Origin of the sequence: Bdellovibrio sp. (assembly GCF_036384735.1) — a bacterium.
GTDB lineage: Bacteria > Bdellovibrionota > Bdellovibrionia > Bdellovibrionales > Bdellovibrionaceae > Bdellovibrio.
This window is the reverse complement of record NZ_DASVLT010000021.1, coordinates 1-20,611: the sequence shown is the minus strand read 5'-3', so window position 1 is coordinate 20,611 and position 20,611 is coordinate 1. Positions and strand designations below refer to the sequence as shown.

Genomic DNA, 20,611 nt, shown 5'->3' with positions numbered 1-20,611 from the left:
TATGTCCCAAAAGAGAAAGATCCTAATCACATGTGCCCTTCCCTATGCCAATGGTTATATCCATCTTGGGCATTTGGTTGAATATCTGCAAGCTGACTTCTGGGCACGCTTTCAAAACATGCGCGGTAACGAGTGCGTGTACATCTGTGCAGATGACACTCATGGCACGCCAATCATGGTGAAAGCTCGTGAATTGGGAATCACTCCTGAACAATTGATCGCGCAAAGTTATAAAGAGCACACGGCTGACTTTGCGGATTTCCAAGTTCAGTTTTCTCACTACGGTTCTACGAACTCGCCAGAGAACAAAGCTCTGTGTGAATACTTCTATAAAAAAATGGTTGAGGGCGGTCACACTCGCTCTCAGGCCATCAAGCAACTTTACTGCGATCATGACAAGATGTTCTTGCCGGATCGTTTTGTTAAAGGCACGTGCCCTAAGTGTGGCGCGAAAGAACAGTACGGCGATTCTTGCGACGTGTGTGGTTCCACTTATTCTCCGAGTGACATGAAGGACGTTCATTGTTCTTTATGTGGAACGACGCCGGTATTGAAAGATAGCGAAAGTATTTTCTTTAAACTGAATGATTTCAAAAAATATCTGGAAGAGTGGATTCCGAAACATTCTTCCCCAGAGATTTCTAAAAAAATGCTCGAGTGGTTCAACGAAGATCTTCATGACTTGGATATCTCTCGTGATGAACCTTACTTTGGCTTCCCTATTCCTGGAACGAACAATAAAAAGTTCTTCTATGTGTGGGTGGATGCTCCAATGGGTTATATGTCTTCCACAGAGCAATGGGCGAAAGCTCAAGGCAAATCTTTGCAAGACATCTGGCAAGACCCTAGCCGTGAAATCTATCACTTCATCGGTAAGGACATTGCTCGCTTCCACACGATTTTCTGGCCTGCGTTCTTGAAGGCAGCTGAGCTTCGTTCACCAAATCAAGTTTTCGTTCACGGACACTTGATGGTGAATGGCGAGAAAATGTCTAAATCAAAAGGGACATTCATCGCAGCTCGCACTTACTTGAATCATTTGAATCCTGAACATTTGCGCTATTACTACGCCACTAAATTAAATAGTTCTGTCGATGATATCGATTTGAACTTGGAAGATTTCGTGAACCGCGTGAACTCGGACCTTGTAGGCAAGATCACGAACTTGGGTTCTCGTGGCGGCCAAATGTTGAAAAAGAAAATGGATGGCATGATGAGCACACCTGATACTGAAGGTGCAAAGCTTATCAAGCTTGCTCAAGACAAAGGCGAAGTGATTGCTGCGCACTTTGAAGCTCGTGATTTTGCGAAGGCAACGACAGAAATTCGTTCTTTGGCGGATGAGGCGAATAAATATTTTGACGAGAAAGCTCCATGGAAAACATTGGAAGCAGATCCTGTTGGAACGAAGCAAGTTATCACGACGACTTTGAATATCTTCCGTATCTTGGCGATTTACTTAAAACCAGTTCTTCCGCATTACACTGCGAAAGTGGCTCAATTGTTGGGTGAAAAAGACTATCAATGGTCTGACATTCACACGGTGCTTTCAAATCGTCCTATCAACGATTATGAACACTTGGCAACTCGTGTAGAGGGCGACAAAGTGAAAGCCATGGTTGAAGAAGGCCGTAAAATCAATGAAGAGATTCAAGCTGCGAAGAAAGCTTCTTCGACGGCTCCGGCAGCCAAATCTGCGGCACCTCCAGCGCCTGCGAAAGCGGATACTGGCGGCACGCCTGCTGAAATCGAATTCACTGATTTTGAAAAAGTGGATTTGCGTATTGGTTTGGTTGTTGAAGCTGAAGAAATCAAAGAAGCTGACAAGCTTCTTCGGTTGAAAGTAGATATCGGTGGTGGTCAGATCCGTCAGATCATCTCTGGCATAAAGGCTGCCTATAAGCCTGAGCAACTTGTCGGTCGTAAAGTTTTAGTTTGTGTCAACTTGAAGCCACGTAAGATGAAATTCGGTATGTCTGAGGGTATGATCCTAGCAGCAGGAAATGGCGGCAGCGATCTGTTTGTTCTTTCTGCTGATGAAGGCGCTCAAGTCGGCCAACGTGTGAAGTAATGACTCCGCAAGATAAAAAATCCCTTGAAGACATTCACAGGCTTTTTTTAGATCTTGAAAAATCCACTGCCTCAAACGCAGTGGATTTTTCTTTTGATACGAGCAAGCTTTCTGTTTTGAAGAACTCCATCGCGGCCTTGGCAACTTCAGAAGATGGTGATGTCTCTCGCCTGGCCTCTATTGAAAAGCACTTAATTCCTACCATGACGATGAAGCACTTCGTGGCTTTTGCGATTCCTTTTGAGCGTTTGCTTCATAAGATTCTGCAAGATGATGATTTCTTGATCGTAGAAAACGACAAAGATGTAGGACCGGCTGAAAAACTGCCTTTGATTTTTGTATTGGATAATATTCGCTCTGCCTTTAACGTGGGTTCTATTTTTCGAACTGCAGAATGTCTCGGCGCAGAGAAGGTTCTGCTTTGTGGTTATACTCCCCTGCCGACGCAAGGTAAGGTTGAAAAGACCGCCATGGGTACACAAGAGTATATGGATTGGGCTGAGGGCGGAAAACTTTTTGAGTGCCTTGAATCGCTGAAAGAAGAAGGCTACCGTCTGATCGCTCTTGAAACCGCGGCTAGTGCTGAAGACCTTTACGAGGATTTTTCTGATGAGCCCACAGCATTTATTTTAGGTAACGAGCGATTCGGCCTTGATCCTGAGATTTTGAAATTGATTGATGAAGTTCGTATCGTTCCCTTGCGCGGAAGAAAGAACTCTTTAAACGTCGGTGTGACGGCGGCTGTGGCAGGATTTGAATGGATGAGACAATGGCGAGCGAAAAAATAGAGTTTACTCCCATTGGTTATTTTAGAAGTCCTCAGGTGCATCCCTATGAGGCAGGCCGACAACCTGACAGTCATCACTCGGAAGGTGTGATTGAACTTTCCCCAGGTCACAATTTTGAACAAGCTCTTATTGGACTTGAAGGTTGTGAACGCATTTGGATTTTATTTTTATTCCATCACAATCAACATTGGAATCCGATGGTGCTTCCTCCGCGTGGAACTGACGCGAAGGTGGGGGTATTTGCGACCCGCTCCCCTTACCGTCCTAATCCTGTGGGGATAAGCTGTGTGAAAGTAAAATCCATCGATAAACTTAAAATCACAGTTGAAGGTGCTGATATTCTTGATGGCTCACCGATTATCGACATTAAACCTTATGTCGCTTACTCGGATGCTTTTGATAGTGAACCTGAATGGCTTAAGTCCGCAGTAAAACATCAGATTATTTTTTCGGATACGGTTTCGCAACAGTTGAATTGGCTCGAAAAAAATGGTCTAGATCAATTGCGTGCATTCTTGATTCATCAACTGGAGTACGAACCGACGAACTCTAAAAAGAAACGTGTCAAAGAAATAGATGACGGCTTTGTGATAGCTTATCGCACATGGCGTGCGTTCTTTTATGTGACGGATACAAAGGTTGTCGTGGAAAATATTTTCTCTGGCTATTCGGAACAAGACCTAGTGAATAGTGAAGACCCCTATTCGGATAAGAGTCTTCACCGCCTTTTCAAACAACGTGGTTAATTAACCGCGATGTCTTTTTTGTTTTGCTTTATTGATTTCATCTCTACAGTTTTGATTTAGTTCCTGCTCATGTTCTTTCATGCATTTCATAATTCTGCCGCCTCCTGGCTTCACTTCACTGCAGAACTTTTCATAGTCTTCGTGGCAGGCATCTTTCACTTCTTTCATAGCCGCTTTCATTTGTTCATGTCGGGCTTTGCACTCTGGAGAAAGCTTGTCCTTATTTTCCATCATACACTTCATCATGGCACCTTTATCAGTGCCCGCAGTACCACACAAAGTCTGCATATCTTTCGCGCAGGGGCCATTTCCCATGCCACCTTGAGCTTGGGCTTGATAAGCAAAACCAAAACACGCCACAACAGTCATCAAAATCCATTTTGTCATTGGGACCTCCTAATAAACAAAGAATAGATGTAAAAACTAAAGCTGACAAAGAGCTTGAGGTCGGGCCCTGTTAGAAGAAACGAACCGCGCCCATCGCAAGTGCCGAAAAGAACGCACACACAACGATGGTCCAAATATAGCTTAAGAAAATGAAAACTCCGTCGTGCTCTAAATGTCCTAGGGCACATAGAACAATGGCAATTCCCGGCAAAGTATTGGTGAACGGAATTGGCAAGGGCAGCGCTAAAAGAATCGCGTTCAGAACAAAGACGATTAAATTCAAACTGCGAAAAAAAGAATTATCATGCAGAGTAAGCCAACGCTCCTTTACAACCCCGGAAATCTTTATCCACATTCGCTCTGCCAACGTCGAAATTTTTGAAACTGTCCGGGCCCCAATGGCAATATTCTCATAGCGTTTGGGAATCCACGTCGGTCGCTTCAGAAAAAGCATAATTGCCAGCAAAGATATTAAAAGTCCCGCCGGAGTCGAAAGCCCAGGAATACTTACCGGCAACATATAAGGCAGGGAAAAAAGAAGAATTAAAATGATGTGAGCTTCTTCTCCAAGAAGGTCCACGATGCGTCTTAGAGTGAGGTCCCCTTTTTGGGCCTCGGTGTGCAGCACTTCCATGGCTTCGATAAATGGACTGCTCAAAATTGCCCTCCTGTATCCTGTGAGCTTCATTATGGCATAACTAAAAGCTAGTTCGAAAGGCTTAGGTGTCTCAAATCAAGACCGAACGTGGACAGGCCCCCTTTGAATCATGTTAAACTAAAGGAAGTTTCTCGGGGGATTTATGAAAACGATCTGCATCTTGCTTCTTTTAGCGCCAAGCTTTTCTTTGGCGCAAATCCAATCGAAAAGCCAATGTCTGTCGACAGTGCGAGCGCGTTCCATGTCGATCTCTTCTACTGATGCGGAAAAAATCTGTAACGAAAGCTCTGGCGATGTCGTTGACTGCACTGTTACGAAGGTTCAACAAGGCGGACAATCCGGTGATGCCATCAAATCATGTCGCCAGATGTGGGGGGTCCCTACTCCACCAGATGAGTTAGCCGATGAAGTTGCAGCCAAGGTGAAAGAGAAATTGGAAAAAGAAAAAGCCGCTGAAAAAGCCAAAGGTGATTTTAAAGAAATCGTTCCTGCTGAATAATTTGCGTCGAAGTTTAAGATATTTTCGTTGTTTACAAATAAAAAAGGCCTCCCAATGGAAGCCTTTTTTTATTTCAAATCTGTAGACTCCGGCGAACCGGAGTGTCTTCAGAACTAACCGCCGATAGTAGCGATCAACTGAGCGATCAACAAAGAAACGACAGACATAACTTTGATCAAGATCGCGATACCAGGACCTGAAGTATCTTTGAACGGGTCACCGACAGTGTCACCAACAACGGCCGCTTTGTGAGCGTCAGAACCTTTTGGATGACCTGGCAATCCACCTTTTTCGATGAATTTCTTAGCGTTATCCCAAGCGCCACCAGCGTTTGCCATGTACAAAGACAATGTCGCGCCAACAGCCAAACCACCCGCAAGAAGACCTGCAAGAGCTTGAGGACCCAAGATGAAGCCCACTGCTACTGGAGCAAGGATAGCGATCATACCTGGCAAGATCATTTCCCATAGAGCCGCTTGAGTTGCGATGTCTACGATTTTCGCAGGTTGAGGCTCAGCCTTACCTTCACGAAGACCTGGGATTTCTTTGAATTGACGAGCGATTTCTACCACGATTTTTTGAGCCGCTTTACCAACCGCAGTCATAGTTGTTGAACCAACTAGGAACGGAAGAATTGCACCGATCAAGATACCGATCAAAACGCCAGAAGAAGTTAGATCCAAAGACATAGCTTGCAAGCCAGCTTTAAGACGAACGTGGTTTACTTCCATGTTGAACGCAGAGAAAAGCGCCAACACTGTCAAGATCGCAGAACCGATCGCGAAACCCTTACCGATAGCTGCTGTTGTGTTACCAACTGCATCCAACTCGTCAGTGATGTCGCGAACGTTTTTACCAAGACCTGACATCTCAGAGATACCACCAGCGTTATCCGCGATGGGACCGTAAGCATCAACAGTCATAACAACTGCTGTACCAGCCAACATACCTACTGCAGAGATCGCGATACCGTAGAGACCCAAAGCGCGGTCTGCGACGTAAGCGGCGATAACAACGATCAACATTGGGATCGCTGTAGATTCCATACCTACTGCCAAACCACGGATCACACCAGTACCCGCACCAGTTAAAGCTGCTTCAGCAACCAATCTGATAGGACGAGCTGCTGTGTAGTACTCAGTGATCAAACCGATCAAAGCACCACCAAACGCACCCGCTGCCAAAGCCACAGTCACTGCTTGGCTGATACCGAACATTGGCAACACAACGTAAGCCGCGATTGTCAAAATGATCGGAGGGAAGATCAAAGCATTACGCAATACAGTTGCAGGCTTGCCGTTTTTGAATGCGCGAGCTGCAAAGATGACGATGATAGAAATCACAAGACCCAAAGTTGAAAGCAACAAAGGAAGAGTGATACCCGCCATGCGAGTTGCATTAGCGTCAGAAGCATTTTCCATCAAGTTCGTCAATTTTTCTGCTGGGATTGTCAAAGCAATCGCCATGGCAGAAACAATCGCTGCAACCATTGATTCGTAAATGTCAGCGCCCATACCAGCAACGTCACCAACGTTATCACCCACGTTATCTGCGATAACGCCAGGGTTGCGTGGATCGTCCTCTGGAATATTCTCGATCACTTTACCAGCGATGTCTGCACCAACGTCAGCAGCTTTAGTATAGATACCGCCACCGATACGTGCAAAAAGAGCGATAGATGAAGCACCTACAGCGAAAGAGTGAAGAATAGTACCAACAACTTCAGTTTGATCTTTGAACATCATATAAATGACACCAAGACCGATCAAACCAAGACCCGCAACAGAAAGACCCATCACCGCGCCACCATCAAGAGCAACTAGCAACGCTGCTGCTTTTGAACCTGTAGAAGCTGCTTGAGAAGTACGAACGTTCGCATAAGTTGCGGCTTTCATACCGAAGAAGCCCGCAAGCAAAGACAAGAACGCACCAAGGATGAATGATCCCGCTGCGATTCCGCCCAAGGCGAACCAAAGAGCTGCGCCTACGACAATTGCGTAAACGAAAAGAACCTTGTACTCACGTACAAGGAAAGCCATTGCGCCCTCGCGAACGTAAGTCGCGATGCGATTCATTGTCTCATTGCCTGTTGGTTGTGCCTTCACACGAAGGTACAAGAACAAAGCAACGACCAAACCAACTGCCCCTGCAATAGCGGGAGAAATCAGCAAAGATTCACTAAACATTTTTGCTCTCCATAGTTGCTGTCTGCCTCTGGGGTCACCAGAGTAGTTCTGTTATAATTACGAAGACTTAGGGATAATTCAAAACACTGCATCCAGTCAACGCCCCTTGAAGGTACGCCGTACCTTTTTGCGATGGGTTGCGTCGACGGATTGATGGACTCTATTAATAGAGAGATGACGCGACGAAAGCGAAGAAAAATCCGATCAGGAAGATGATCACTGATAAGAGATACACTCGGACGGAAATTTTTCTGCCCATTAAACAGGCATTTCTAAGTTCAGGGTCCAATGGACAAGGAGCATTTCGATTCCTCCACAGCCACAGTCCATTTCCAGCCAGCATGACTGCCGCAAAAATAAAAACCTGTGGCTTGTGTTCAGAAATCCAAATAAGCCCTGGAATTTTAGTGGCTAAACCTGCAAGCACAGCTCCCATCCCTAAACTGACAAATAAAGCCGGCAGAGCACAGCAAATCAAAGTGCTCGCCGAACTGAATAAAGTCAGAAAGGTGAAGAAACTATTTTTGGGCGTTAAAGCTGACTTCATAGCCTGACTCTTTCAACAAGGATTCAATTTTTTCATGGGAAAGTTTTTTTCCTTCAGCATAAGTCAGTTTCACAAATTTCTTTTCGAGGCTGACCTCAACTTCTGCGACTTCAGGTTGCTCTTTAAATTTTTTAGTGATGCCTTGAGCACAGAAAGAACAAACCATGCCTTTGACATTCACCGTTTCAGACTCTGCAGCGAAACTCACGGAGGATGTTAGAATCAAAGCCGCTAATAAAAATGCTTTCATAAATTCTCCTATTAAAAGTGCACCATATAATTAAAAGCCCAGCCCCCATCAAAACCCGCCCCTACTTCTATTAATACATTCTTATAGAATAGGCGGACAAATTGAGTGAGTTGAACAGATTTGTCATTCATCTTTTCCGCTTCAAGAATCAACCACGTGTTGATTTCATTAAAGTCCGCGAGATAAGGAGCCACACCCGCTCTCAACTTTGTATCTTCAAAGTCGACGCGCCCCACGCTCGGGGTGTCTTTTCTAAAGAAGCGATTGTATTGCAAGGAGGTATAGTATTTTCGCGACTCCCAGTCGGCCTCGGCCGAAGCAAATCCGACACCGACTTGTTCCTCATAAGATCGCTCGGCCCCGTATCCTCCGCTGAGATAAATATTAGCCTGAGAGTCCTCGCTATTCCAACGCTTCAACAAAAAGTCCAAGCGCGGAACCGTGTAAGTTACTTTCTCAACTTTGTAGTACTCAAGGGCCACGGCAAGATAAGACTTAATTGAATATGTGACTAACAATTCATTCTCTTGGTCCTTATTGTAAGACATCACGGACGTCGCTCCCTGATAGGAAACTGGATGTGCGAAGACCTCAGTACTATGAAAGGCTGCTAAGATCAGAAGACCGATCATTTGTATTTTCATTTTCAAATCTCTCTTGTGTGTTCTTTCATAGGCTATTAGGATGGGCACATACTCTTTGTGACAAACCGATGAAAAAAAACTTTCAAGACCAATCAGATGAAGAACTTCTTGTGTCCCTTGCCGAGGGCGACGCAAAGGCTTTGGATCATCTTTATCTGAGACACTCTGGCCGCGTCCTTTCCTATGGCCTGAAAAGAGGCCTTAGCCGCGAGCAGGCTGACGATGTCCTGCAGATCGTTTTTCTACAGGTCTTTCGCAAAAAGCATCTCTATGATGTTAAACATAGCGCTTTAGCCTGGATTTACGTCATCACTCGCAGCGAACTAAAAGACTATAGGAATCGGGAAATTAAAGATTTCCTCGAATGGGACGATTCATTGTCACAAAGTGACCCCTCGCCTCCTATTCTAGAACAGAAGGAGGAATCGCAAGTCTTGTTGGACAGTCTAAAGGTGAGAGAAAAAGAGGTTTTGAAAATGCGCTACCTCGATGAACTAGAATACGAAGAGATCGCAGAAAAACTTCACGAATCCACAAGCAACATTCGCCAAATTGTCAGTCGCAGTTTGAAACTTTTAAGGAGACGTCATGAAAAACATTAAGAAAGATTTTAAATCTTTTGTTGATGATGCAGGAACCGCTGCGGGCTCTTCTTTTATTTTGCAAAAGGTGCAGGCTGATATTGCGAAGTCTCTTCCGCGTCGTTCTTCGGTGGCGATGAAACTAGGCGCGATTCACTTGGTAAGTTCTTTTGTGACTTTGATGGCCTGCCCGCAATTTGGTTTGCGATTATTTTTTTCGGGCGATGGCTTAATGGATCTTTTCATGAAGATCTCACCTACTTTCTGTCAGTCTTTCTGTGGTGCTTTTTATTTAGCAGCAACGATTTTGTTAGCTCGTCTTGTTTTAAAGTACGATGAGTGGTTGGTCATTGTTCGTTCCCGGTCGCTGACGATCGCTGGACTTTCTTTGGTGTCACTAGGAATTTTTGCGATGCTAAATCGCGAGGTTTCAATTGAAACTGGAATTTTGTGGTTAGTGGGCGCCGCGATTGCAGGCGAACTTGCGACTCTGTCAAAGAATGGTTTTCAAAAGTTTCTTGTCTTCAGAAAATAAGATCACTTGGAGCTTTTAGAAAACTTCACAGATCTGTTGTGAATGCGGCTATTTAAGCTTTAATTTAATCTCGATAGGAAAATGGTCCGAACTCATGATCGTGTGATGAACCTCGGCTTTGAGAACATCGAATCCGCGAACGAAAACGTGATCTAGTTTTAAAAGACGTCCATCATTTTCTAAATCCAAATGTTCGAGATTCAAATCACGGAAGATGCTCTTCATAATCATGTAGCGCTTCACGTTCCATGTATTGAAGTCGCCGGCTAAAACCACGGGTCCTTCAAATAAAGAAATCTTCTGCGCTATTTCGTATAGTGAGGCCGAAAAGGCCGCTGTCGTCACAAAATTCAAAACGTGAGTGCAGACGAAAAGAACCTTCTTTCCTTCGAAGTCATATTCACTGAACAAAGTCAGCTTCGGTGTGAGCCAAAAGAATTCGCGCGCCTTGGATCTGATAAAGTCCACCGTCACCGGTGAAATTTTCGAACCAATGGCAACTCCGGTGCTTGTCAGATCTTTCTTATAGTGAAAACTCTGAGCGAGATGCCATTCGTAAGCGGAAAAATCATTCTTCCAAAGCAAAGGCATACGGCTGTCGACGAGGGCTTCTTGCAAAAGAATAAAGTCTTTGCCGCTGCCTAATTTCTTAAAGTCTTTTTCAAAGATATGAGCTTTTTGTCCCTTATAAACATTCCAGACAAACACGTTCAAATCCGAAGTCGCGGGAAGAGTGTTCTCTCCCTCGCCGATCTTCATCAAAACTTTGTCATGGGCTGGAACAATAAAAGGAACCATAACGCCTTACTTAATACGACTTAGATATTTCTCGTCCACTTCAGAAACAGTCATCTGTTGCGCCTGTGAACGCTCTTGTTCAGCAAGCAAAGTTGATAAATATCTTTCTGTGTAACTTGGAACAATCACGACGATATTTTTGCCACGATTTTCTTCACGAGCCGCTAAACGCAATCCCACACCGATCGAAGCGCCAGAAGAAATTCCCACCGGAATGCCTTCCGTTTTTATCACTTCGCGCGCGATCTTCATAGACTCTTCCGAAGAGATTTGTTCGACACCATCAACAACGGAACGATCCATCACCGAAGGTATAAAGCCCGCCCCCAAACCTTGGATTTTATGGGGACCCGGTTTACCTCCAGAAAGCACCGGGCTTTCTGTTGGCTCAACTGCGATCATCTTTACAGAGGGCTTTTTGGCTTTTAAAACCTGCCCCACACCTGTGATTGTTCCCGAAGTTCCAACCCCTGCGACAACCATATCAACTTTGCCGTCAGTATCGCACCAGATTTCCAGAGCCGTAGTCTCTCTATGAATAGCGGGATTTGCTTTATTGTCAAACTGTCCCGGCATCCAGCTATTCGGAGTTTTCTCGATCATCTCCATCGCCTTTGCAATAGCGCCCTTCATCCCCAAAGGCCCCGGAGTCAAAACGATTTTTGCGCCCAAAAGTAAAAGCAAAGTTCGGCGCTCTTGCGACATCGTCTCGGGCATCGTCAGTGTTAGAGAGTAGCCTTTGGCCGCCGCCACAAATGCCAGCGCAATACCGGTGTTACCACTTGTCGGCTCGATAATTTCCATGCCGGGTTTGAGTTTTCCATCAAGCTCTGCTTGCTCGATCATCGCAAGACCAATACGGTCCTTCACAGATCCCAGTGGATTGAAAAATTCCAATTTCAACCAGAGTTTTCCGGGCAAGCCCTTCCCAAGTCTTTGCATTTCCACGAGAGGAGTTTGACCAACAGTTTTTGTAATGTCTGAGTAAATTTTCATAGATGTCCTTTGGGTCCAGACGATGATGAGTTATCCTACAATCAGCTTTTGCCGAAGCAGGTTCAAATAGTGTACTCCTATGACTGAGGTCTTCAAAGACCTTCGACTAAAAACAGGCGGTTTTGTTTATGTTAGCCCCACTTTATTCCAGCGCAGTGACAAGTTTTTGTTTCCGATTGAGACCCTCTCAGGATTTGAAGAAAGAGCTTTTACACTTCGCACAAACTCACGGATTAAAAGCGGCTGTTATTACGAGTGCCGTAGGAAGTTTAAAGATCGCTCAGTTACGTCTGGCAAATGGCAAAAATGCGACGACTTTTACGGGCCCGTTCGAAATCGTGTCAGCAACGGGGACAATTTCAGCAGATGGAGTCCACATTCACATCTCTATAGCTGATCAAAAAGGTCAGGTCCTTGGTGGTCACTTGATGGAGGGGTGTGAGATTCATACGACGGCTGAAATTGTTTTGCTTGAAAATGATGACGTGATTTTCACACGCGAAGTGGATCCCGCGACCGGTTATCCTGAGTTGGTTGTTCGTCCACGTATTTAATTTTTCCAGCGTCGCTTCTGCTTACTTCCCTCTGTGCCAGACAAACCGCGCACAAGAATTTACTTTTGCAATCGCAAAACAAGATATGCTGTTCTGAAAGTTGTATTTTTTCGTTAAAACTTTTTACAGCTGCACGTCTCAGTTGAAACACGCTACTAAGAAAGAGTGGAAACCTTTCTCGAGGAAGGTAAAATTTTTGACTGAGGAGGACTTCATGAAGAAGGCGCTCATCGTTACTTGCACCTTGTTACTTTCTTTCGCACTGGTTGAATTCTTAGGCGCAGAGGCAGCCCACGCAGACAACGCTCTAGGGGTAGTTATCGGAGATCCAACAGGCATTTCCGGTCGCTTTGGACTAGATAACGCTCACTCACTCGAAGGAGCTTTCGCGTATTCCTTTGGTCATTATGAAGGAACCGAGATTCATGGAACCTACTTATGGGACCATGCCCGCAGCTTTAAAACCACTGAAGGTCCTATCAATATGTATTATGGTCTTGGCGCTCGCATGATTTTTATTAATCACGGAGACCACGACGGCGACATCGCCCTGGGTGCTCGGGCTCCTTTGGGAGTGCTTTATAATTTCAATAATCCCAACATCGAGGTTTTCGCCGAATTGGCTTTAGCTCTCGATATTGTTCCAAGTACAGATGTGGATTTGGATATCGGGATTGGCTTGCGGGTGAGGTTTTAGTTACTTTTTCACTCGCAACCAAGTGTGGATATTGCGTGCTGGATGCTTGAAGGCGTAGTAACGCTCGTAAGTTTCAATACCGAAAAGTTTTACGATCAAGCGCGGGAACAAACTGCGCGCAGATTTGTTGAATTCAATGACGGTTTTTACGTGTTCAAACTCACCCGTGATCGCAGATAAATACTCCCCTTTTGCTAAGGGGCGGTACCAGCCCGCTGAGAAATGCCAGCGATGCGTGGGGTCGCTCCATGAATCGACCCATGAGAAATGCGGAGTTTCGATGTAGACTTCTGCTCCGTTTTTACAGATGCGGTGAATTTCGCTGAGGAAATTCTTTGTGTCAGTAATGTGTTCGATTACATGAACGCTGCGAGCCCCATCAAAGGAGTTATCTTCTATCGGCCACTTCCCGGCATCAAAATCAAAAACTTGATCTACGCCATGAAACTGAAAGCAATCGATACCATAATGATCTTCCGCTTTTTTTGGACCACAACCGATATCGATCAATTTCATCTTCATGCCTTCCTAAAAGTACCTTACGGGTGAAGAATCAAATCTTTATACTTATCTTGGTGCTCACAAATATACTGCGGGAAAGTGTCATCAATAGCCACGAATTCAGACACAACATTCTGTCCGTAAAGCCCTTTGCCTTGTTTAATCAAAGCTTCAATACGTTTTGGATCTTTGAAAGACTCAACATTATGCTCTTTGTGAGAATAAGCCTCGATCTTCTCTATAACAGCTTTTACGCCACCTAAATAGCTAAAGTGCCAACCGCCTTCGCGGACAATTTTTACTTTATTTGAATCGTGCCTTTCACCGCGATACAAGCGCGCTTTTTTGATAGACTTCAAATCTTTGCGCTTCATCATGACCGTACCCTGCCACGGCTTATAGCCGTTATAAACTTCAATCGGCTCGGGATAATCTTTCACAAAGCAATTCAAATAGTAATAATAAAGTCTTTGCTGAAAGACCTTAATCTCGGGAGTATTTGCATATTTCAAAACCAAATCAGGGCGAGGAATTTCATCTAAATCAGAAACGATAATCGTGTCATCAGGTTTTGCATCCTTCAAACCACGCATCTTCGCTTCTTTCTGATTGTCGTGATAATCCCAAGTTTTCACTTTGCGAAATTTTGTCCAAAAAGTCGGGTAAGTATCCACAACGATATGATCAATCTTATGAAGAAACGGCTTAAAACGCTCTTTGTTAGCTTCAAAGAGCATTGGTTTATCTTTCATTTGGAAAGTCTTAGTTGCTTCGACAAGCACAAAACGATCTACCACATCGTTCATAACGTTCAGACGTATTTCTAGAAGATCAAGTTCATTAAAGAACGAAAAACAATCGTAGATCATGGTACCCTCAAACCAGATCGATCCATCCTATGAAGGACGACCGATCGATATATAATGGAAGCCTCTCTCTTGCATTTTTTTGGGAGAGTAAATATTGCGGCCATCAAAGACCACGGGCTTCCTCAAATTCTTTTTCATCTTATCGAATACTGGTTCACGGAATGCTTTCCACTCTGTCACGATAAGAAGAGCATCGGCATCTTCAAGAACATCGTATTGATCGTCGATGAAATGAAGATGAGTCGCTGCTTGCGACTTCACAGAAGAATAATGGCTAAAATATTTTTGAGCAGAATTCGCAGCTACAGGATCAAAAACCGAAACAGCTCCACCGGCAGCCAAGATTTTTTCAATCAAATGCAATGCAGGAGCCTCACGGATATCATCCGTTCCCGGCTTGAAAGCCACACCCCACATTGCAACTTTGCGATTTTTAAACTGTCCCTCGAAATGTTTTTCAACCTTTTCAAAGAAATTATTTTTTTGACGAAGATTTGTTGATTCGACAGCTTTTAAAATTTCTAAACTCTCGCCAAGCTCATCGCCTGTACGAATCAATGCGCGAACGTCTTTAGGAAAGCAACTGCCACCGTAACCGACGCCTGCAAACAAGAAGTGAGGACCAATGCGATGATCGGCCCCAATGCCACGACGAACCCACTCTATATCGGCGCCCACTTGTTCACACACGCGCGAGAACTCATTCATCAGACTAATACGAGCCGCCAACATAGAGTTTGCAGCATATTTGGTCATTTCGCTTGAAAATGGATCCATCAACAATAGTGGATTTCCGTTTAAAAATGGCTCGTAAAGCTCGCGCATGATCTTGCCGGCTTTTTCGGATTCAACCCCTACAACGACACGATTTGGTTTCAAACTATCTTCGATCGCAGATCCTTCGCGAAGAAACTCTGGATTTGAGCAAATGTCGAACTCGATATCGAGGTTACGTTTTTTTAAAACATCATTGATTTTATTTTTAACTTTGCGCCAAGTGCCGACTGGAACAGTCGACTTGGTCACAATAACCTTGTAGTCATTCAAATGACTAGCGATGTCTTCTGCAACCTTTAAGACATATTGTAAGTCTGCCGAACCATCTTCATTCGGCGGAGTGCCAACGGCGATAAAGATGACATCTGCTCCTTCTGTGGCCTCTTTTGCGTCAGTGGTGAAATGAAGTCGATGAGCCTTAATATTCGAAGATAACATCTCATCAAGGCCGGGTTCATAAATTGGAGATTGCGCTCGTTTCAATAGTTCAACCTTACTTGCATCAATATCAACGCAAGTAACATTATGGCCCATATCAGCGAAACAGACACCGGTTACAAGTCCGACATAACCGGTTCCGAAAACGGAAATTTTTAGCAACCTCAATCTCCCAAAACAAAAGATGAACTCTAATTCGTACTCTTGTAGAAGGACAAAGGCAAGGCTCTACAGCCATCGAAAGCATTTCATTGCGCCACTTGACGACACAATTGTTACACAATTGTTACACAATTGTTAATCTGCGTGCGTCTTTACTCATGAGTAGAATTTTTTTTTCCTCAGGAACCAAAAATAAATCTCGAAAAAGTTCACCCTCTCGAGCTTGAATTTCCTCCGCACAAGCTTCAAGAGAGACAAATTTGCCGGAGATCATGTCGTAGACCGAGTAGCCTCCCGCCAATCTAAATGCTTCAAAAATATTTGCCTGCATGAGATCTTCAAAGAAAATTTCAACTAAAAAAATAGGCCGAAATTTATTTATCGTTTCACGAGACCCGTTGATAACATTTAGTTCGTGTCGCTGAACATCTATTTTAACTAAAGTCACTTCAGCAAGAGAAAGTGATTTCACTACGCTGTCCAATGTAGTCACCCCTACAGAGAGCTGTTTAGAGATGACACTTCCGTCTCGAATGATAGCATCGGCCTCTAGAGAATGCCCGCCATGATTTTCTCCGTCGAAATAAAAAACTGCTGAGCCTTCAAAGTCTGAAAGTGCCAACTTGCTTAACTGCACCGAGGTGATAGCATTGGCGCTGAGTGTAGAGCTAAGACAACTAAATGCCTGCGGCTCCGGCTCGAAGGCATATACTTTGACATTCTTCTCATCACGAGCCAGACGCAACGAAAACAATCCGATATTTGCGCCGATATCGAAAAATACTGAACTTCCGTTGCATAGGCACTTAATCAGACGATAATTCTGCTCTTCGTAACTTTCCACACCTGAAGTAAGAACGTGAAACGATGGCCCCTTCCAATCCTTTAGAAATAGATAAAAGCGCCAAGACTTCCAATTGATAAATCCACGGTCAGGGATAGAGAAAATATTAAGCCGCCGAAGCCATCGGCGTTTAGCAATTGCTAATGCTATCTTATTATTCTTGATATTAATAACTGCCATATCAGAAACATAAGCGAGTCTCTGAAGAGGGCAATTTCTTTATTTTCAGCAGAGCTCTTTACTCGTCGCGCCAAAAAACAAGATTTCAACATTACAGCCATTTTATATCGCGAAGTATTTTGCACCCTCATGCATAAAATAATATCCCGAAACACTTGCTGGAGGGGTCATTGCAAAGTTTTCTGTTAAAGCAACACCCGTCAACTTCTCAGCGTCCAAAAGTTTCCAGATCTTTTTCTTTTCACTATGATCTGGACATGCTGGATAGCCAGGTGCAGGACGAATTCCACGGTATTTTTCCGCAATCAGATCTTCATTGCTAAGACTTTCGGCGATACCAAACAAACCGCGCACCTTCTTGTGTGTGTACTCAGCCAGAGCTTCAGCCAAACGATCGCCTATAGCTTTCACTAAGATCGAATTATAGTCATCGTATTGAGCTTCATACTCTTTCGCGATGACATCGACTTCGTCGCCGGCAGTGACAACAAAAAGGCCAATATGGTCATGACGATTTACTTCCTTCGGAGCAATAAAATCTGCCAAGCAGTAGTGAATACCGTTATTCACGACTTTTTCGCGACGTTGACGATCAAAACGTAATTTTTCAAGAAGAGAGCCATCTTCCGAGTAGACATTCACTTCTTCATCTTTCGAATCTGCCGCGAAAACTCCGACCAAAGATTTTGGTTTCAAGCGATTATCTTGAATCAACTTATCTAACATGCCTTGAGCATCATCATAGAGTTTTCGCGCCTCGACACCGTATTTTTCATTTTCGAAAATTTTCGGATACAGCCCCTTTAATTCCCAAGCCCAAAAGAAAGGCCCCCAGTCGATGTAATCACGAAGTTCCGCGACAGAAACATTGAACTCTATGATGCCTTTTTTCTGAGGGATGGCGATATCCACCTTAGCCCAATCGCATGTGTATTTTTTCGAACGCGCTTCTTCAGCGGAAATTTGATTTCCTTGACCTAACGAGCTTTCATATTGCGTCTTTAGATTTTGGTTCAAAGTCTTTACTTCTTTAGAATAAGACTCTTTCGAATTGGGGCTTAGAAGCTTATTGCCGACTTCAACAACCAATGAAGCATCGGCCACGTGACTGACCACTCCTTTATAATGAGGTGCAAGCTTCACTGCCGTATGTACTTTAGAGGTCGTTGCTCCACCGATCAGAATTGGAATATCAAATCCTTCTCTTTGGAATTCAGTCAAATTGAATGCCATTTCCTCAAGGGACGGAGTGATCAAACCACTCAGGCCAATCAAGTCCGCGTTATTTTCTTTCGCGGCGGAGACAATATTTTGCACTGGAACCATAACACCTAGATCGACAACCTTGTATCCATTGCACGCCATCACTACTGACACGATGTTTTTACCAATGTCGTGAACGTCACCCTTCACCGTGGCGATAACCATCGTTCCTTGGCCTTGAAGCCCCGTGCGCGTTTTCTTTTCTTCTTCCATGAAAGGCTCAAGATGAGCTACGGCTTTTTTCATTACGCGCGCGCTTTTTACAACTTGAGGAAGGAACATTCTGCCGGAACCAAAAAGCTCACCGACAACCTTCATTCCATTCATCAATGGGCCTTCGATAACGTTCAAAGGACGGCCAAACTGTTGACGAGCCTCTTCGGCATCTTCAACGATGTGGGCATCAATGCCCTTCACAAGGGCGTGAGTAATGCGCTCTTGCAAAGGTAGCTTACGCCAGTCTTCATCGACGACGTGCTTTTCAGTACCCTTTTCATTTTTGTATTTTTCCGCTTCTTTCAAAAGGTCTTCAGCGGCCTTTGGCGACGCATTTAGAACAACAGCTTCTGCAAGTTTTCTTAAGTGTGGTTCAACCTCTTCATAGATCTCAAGCATTCCGGCATTCACAATGCCCATATCAAGACCGGCTTGAACGGCATGATACAAGAAGACCGAGTGAATCGCTTCGCGCACTTTATTGTTACCACGGAAACTGAAGCTTAAGTTGGAAACACCGCCGCTTGTATAGACATGAGGGCACTCTTTCTTGATTTCATGAATAGCTTCGATGAAATCCATGGCATAGTTATTGTGCTCTTCCATGCCTGTCGCCACAGTCAAAATATTCGGATCAAAAATAATATCTGACGGACCGAAGTCTAATTTTTCCGTTAAAAGTTTGTAGGCGCGTTTGCAAATACGTACTTTATCCTCTTTGCTGGCTGCTTGCCCTTGTTCATCAAAGGCCATAACGACGATTGCAGCGCCGTAGCGTTGAACGAGGCGCGCTTGCCTTAGGAATTCAGCCTCCCCCTCTTTCAGAGAGATAGAATTCACGATGGCTTTTCCCTGCAAGCACTTAAGACCTGCCTCTAAGACACTCCATTTTGAGGAATCTACCATGATCGGAACTTTAGAAACATCCGGTTCGGCCGCGAGAAGATTCAAGAATCTCGTCATGGCCGCAGGACCGTCGATCATTCCCTCGTCAAAATTCACGTCCAAAATATTTGCGCCCGTGTTGACTTGGTTACGAGCAACCTCAAGAGCCTCATCGTATTTATCTTCTTTGATAAGCCTCGCAAATTTAGGGGACCCCGTGACGTTCGTACGTTCACCGATCATCACAAAGTTTCGGACTTTTTCCCGCGAAAGGTTAAATGGCTCAAGCCCACTTAACCTCATCATAGGTTCAATATGTGCCGGTTTTTCGTGATGTGTTTGATCTTTTAAAAACTCTGCCACTTTTTGAATATGCTTTGGCGTTGTTCCGCAACATCCACCTAAGATATTTACTATACCTTCTTCAGCCATGAGACCTAGTTGGTATGCCAATGATTCTGGAGTCTCGTCGTAACCCGTTGGGCTTAAAGGATTCGGCAAACCCGCATTCGGATAGCACGACACATAGCAATCAGAGACACGGGCTAGCTCACGAATATACGGATGCATCTCTTTAGCCCCCAAAGCGCAGTTAATACCAACACTGAGTGGCTTTGAATGACGAACAGAATTCCAGAAGGCCTCAACCGTTTGGCCTGACAAGGTTCTTCCTGACAAATCTGTGATTGTCACAGAGATCATTAACGGGAATTTTTCCTGACGTTCTTCTTCAACTTCAGAAATCGCGAAAAGAGCAGCCTTTGCATTCAGGGTGTCGAAGATAGTTTCGGGCAAAAGAATATCGGCGCCACCTTCAAGCAAACCTTCGACTTGCTCTTTATAGGCGTGTTTCAATTGGTCAAAGCTGGTCGCGCGAAATCCCGGGTTGTTGACGTCAGGACTTAAAGAGGCCGTTTTATTCGTGGGTCCAATGGCACCCGCGACATAGCAGCGTTTTCCTGTTTTTGCTTGATAATCGTGACACGCTTTTTTTGCCAAACGTGCGGCTGCCACGTTTAGCTCATAAACAAGATCTGACAAGCCATAATCTTCCTGCGCAATGCGGGTTCCATTGAACGTATTCGTTTCAATGATATCTGCACCCGCCTCAAGGTATTTCATGTGAATGTCATAGATGACCTCAGGCTTTGTTAAAACAAGAAGATCGTTATTGCCTTTAAGGTCGCGATGATGATTTTTAAATTTCTCGCCACGATAATCTGATTCTGAAAGCTTGTGCAATTGAACCATGGTTCCCATGGCCCCATCGAGGAACATTAAACGTTGCTTTAAAATGCCTTCAAGTTCAATCAGAACCGGATTTTTGATCATCTCTTACAAGTTTCCTATTCTTTTACTTAAAACTTTTAACGATATTCGCGATACATTGAACGTCATTCAATACATAGAAATGCACGCCTGGGACGCCTTTTGCTAAAAGGCCTTCCACTTGCTTTTGAGCCCAACGAGAACCAATTTCGGCCGCATGATTTGGGGAAGCATTGACCTCATCTACCAAAGCATTTGGCAAATCGATGT

General features: G+C 44.4%; 21 protein-coding genes. 8 read left to right on the top strand and 13 right to left on the bottom strand.

Annotated elements, in window-relative coordinates; all coding sequences use genetic code 11:
* Window position 1: 1 nt before the first annotated feature.
* Genes metG through tsaA form a run of 3 tightly spaced genes read left to right on the top strand, consistent with a single transcriptional unit; the run spans window position 2 to window position 3,605 of the window.
* The gene (metG, locus tag VF412_RS06475; protein WP_331338404.1) at window positions 2-2,071 is read left to right on the top strand and encodes a methionine--tRNA ligase; all 2,070 of its coding nucleotides are present in this window, start codon (window positions 2-4) and stop codon (window positions 2,069-2,071) included.
* Window positions 2,071-2,859: an RNA methyltransferase gene (locus tag VF412_RS06470; protein WP_331338403.1), complete on the top strand. Its 789-nt coding sequence runs from the start codon at window positions 2,071-2,073 to the stop codon at window positions 2,857-2,859. Before metG ends, VF412_RS06470 begins: the two co-directional genes overlap by 1 nt.
* On the top strand, window positions 2,841-3,605 hold the full coding sequence (tsaA, locus tag VF412_RS06465) for a tRNA (N6-threonylcarbamoyladenosine(37)-N6)-methyltransferase TrmO (protein ID WP_331338402.1): 765 nt from the start codon (window positions 2,841-2,843) through the stop codon (window positions 3,603-3,605). Before VF412_RS06470 ends, tsaA begins: the two co-directional genes overlap by 19 nt.
* On the opposite strand, the gene VF412_RS06460 is transcribed toward tsaA, so the two are convergent.
* Together VF412_RS06460 and VF412_RS06455 are read right to left on the bottom strand one after the other, a co-directional pair.
* Complete coding sequence (locus VF412_RS06460; protein ID WP_331338401.1) at window positions 3,606-3,992, bottom strand: cysteine rich repeat-containing protein; 387 nt, start codon at window positions 3,990-3,992, stop codon at window positions 3,606-3,608.
* A gap of 70 nt (window positions 3,993-4,062) precedes the next feature.
* Window positions 4,063-4,650, bottom strand: coding sequence for an exopolysaccharide biosynthesis protein (locus VF412_RS06455; RefSeq protein ID WP_331338400.1), 588 nt, complete (start codon window positions 4,648-4,650; stop codon window positions 4,063-4,065).
* Between the two features lie 142 nt (window positions 4,651-4,792).
* Between VF412_RS06455 and VF412_RS06450 the strand changes: the two genes are divergently transcribed.
* On the top strand, window positions 4,793-5,149 hold the full coding sequence (locus tag VF412_RS06450) for a hypothetical protein (protein WP_331338399.1): 357 nt from the start codon (window positions 4,793-4,795) through the stop codon (window positions 5,147-5,149).
* 113 nt (window positions 5,150-5,262) lie between these two features.
* Here VF412_RS06450 and VF412_RS06445 read toward each other — a convergent pair whose 3' ends face one another.
* From VF412_RS06445 to VF412_RS06435, 3 genes are all read right to left on the bottom strand, one after another.
* Entirely contained in the window at window positions 5,263-7,335 is a 2,073-nt protein-coding gene (locus VF412_RS06445) for a sodium-translocating pyrophosphatase (RefSeq protein ID WP_331338398.1), read from the bottom strand.
* Between the two features lie 518 nt (window positions 7,336-7,853).
* Window positions 7,854-8,132: a heavy-metal-associated domain-containing protein gene (locus VF412_RS06440; protein ID WP_331338397.1), complete on the bottom strand. Its 279-nt coding sequence runs from the start codon at window positions 8,130-8,132 to the stop codon at window positions 7,854-7,856.
* An 11-nt stretch (window positions 8,133-8,143) separates the two neighbouring features.
* A complete protein-coding gene (locus VF412_RS06435) occupies window positions 8,144-8,776 on the bottom strand; it encodes a hypothetical protein (RefSeq protein ID WP_331338396.1) in 633 nt (210 codons plus the stop codon).
* Between the two features lie 68 nt (window positions 8,777-8,844).
* Here VF412_RS06435 and VF412_RS06430 point away from each other — a divergent pair, with 68 nt between their 5' ends.
* Window positions 8,845-9,378, top strand: coding sequence for a sigma-70 family RNA polymerase sigma factor (locus VF412_RS06430; protein ID WP_331338395.1), 534 nt, complete (start codon window positions 8,845-8,847; stop codon window positions 9,376-9,378).
* Window positions 9,365-9,892, top strand: coding sequence for a hypothetical protein (locus VF412_RS06425; RefSeq protein WP_331338394.1), 528 nt, complete (start codon window positions 9,365-9,367; stop codon window positions 9,890-9,892). The genes VF412_RS06430 and VF412_RS06425 overlap by 14 nt, the downstream gene beginning before the upstream one ends.
* A gap of 48 nt (window positions 9,893-9,940) precedes the next feature.
* On the opposite strand, the gene VF412_RS06420 is transcribed toward VF412_RS06425, so the two are convergent.
* Window positions 9,941-10,690, bottom strand: coding sequence for an endonuclease/exonuclease/phosphatase family protein (locus VF412_RS06420; RefSeq protein WP_331338393.1), 750 nt, complete (start codon window positions 10,688-10,690; stop codon window positions 9,941-9,943).
* Window positions 10,691-10,696: 6 nt separating this feature from the next.
* On the bottom strand, window positions 10,697-11,686 hold the full coding sequence (gene cysK / locus VF412_RS06415; RefSeq protein ID WP_331338392.1) for a cysteine synthase A: 990 nt from the start codon (window positions 11,684-11,686) through the stop codon (window positions 10,697-10,699).
* A gap of 128 nt (window positions 11,687-11,814) precedes the next feature.
* On the opposite strand from cysK, the gene VF412_RS06410 reads away from it, so the two are divergent.
* Both VF412_RS06410 and VF412_RS06405 read left to right on the top strand, forming a co-directional pair.
* Window positions 11,815-12,240: a PPC domain-containing DNA-binding protein gene (locus VF412_RS06410; protein WP_331338391.1), complete on the top strand. Its 426-nt coding sequence runs from the start codon at window positions 11,815-11,817 to the stop codon at window positions 12,238-12,240.
* Between the two features lie 214 nt (window positions 12,241-12,454).
* On the top strand, window positions 12,455-12,937 hold the full coding sequence (locus tag VF412_RS06405; protein WP_331338390.1) for a hypothetical protein: 483 nt from the start codon (window positions 12,455-12,457) through the stop codon (window positions 12,935-12,937).
* Here VF412_RS06405 and VF412_RS06400 read toward each other — a convergent pair whose 3' ends face one another.
* The 6 genes from VF412_RS06400 to VF412_RS06375 all read right to left on the bottom strand — a co-directional run.
* Window positions 12,938-13,453, bottom strand: a complete 516-nt coding sequence (locus VF412_RS06400; RefSeq protein WP_331338389.1) for a class I SAM-dependent methyltransferase — start codon at window positions 13,451-13,453, stop codon at window positions 12,938-12,940. It lies immediately after the preceding gene.
* A 23-nt stretch (window positions 13,454-13,476) separates the two neighbouring features.
* Complete coding sequence (locus VF412_RS06395; protein ID WP_331338388.1) at window positions 13,477-14,307, bottom strand: N-acetylglucosaminyltransferase; 831 nt, start codon at window positions 14,305-14,307, stop codon at window positions 13,477-13,479.
* A gap of 27 nt (window positions 14,308-14,334) precedes the next feature.
* Window positions 14,335-15,684: a UDP-glucose/GDP-mannose dehydrogenase family protein gene (locus VF412_RS06390; protein WP_331338387.1), complete on the bottom strand. Its 1,350-nt coding sequence runs from the start codon at window positions 15,682-15,684 to the stop codon at window positions 14,335-14,337.
* A 124-nt stretch (window positions 15,685-15,808) separates the two neighbouring features.
* Window positions 15,809-16,708 carry an FkbM family methyltransferase gene (locus tag VF412_RS06385; RefSeq protein ID WP_331338386.1) on the bottom strand — a complete coding sequence of 300 codons (900 nt, stop codon included), beginning with the start codon at window positions 16,706-16,708 and terminating at the stop codon, window positions 15,809-15,811.
* 102 nt (window positions 16,709-16,810) lie between these two features.
* Window positions 16,811-20,404 (bottom strand): methionine synthase, encoded by a 3,594-nt coding sequence (gene metH, locus VF412_RS06380; RefSeq protein WP_331338385.1) that lies wholly within the window; start codon window positions 20,402-20,404, stop codon window positions 16,811-16,813.
* A 22-nt stretch (window positions 20,405-20,426) separates the two neighbouring features.
* The coding region (locus VF412_RS06375) for a methylenetetrahydrofolate reductase (protein WP_331338384.1) at window positions 20,427-20,611 on the bottom strand (185 nt) is incomplete at its 5' end.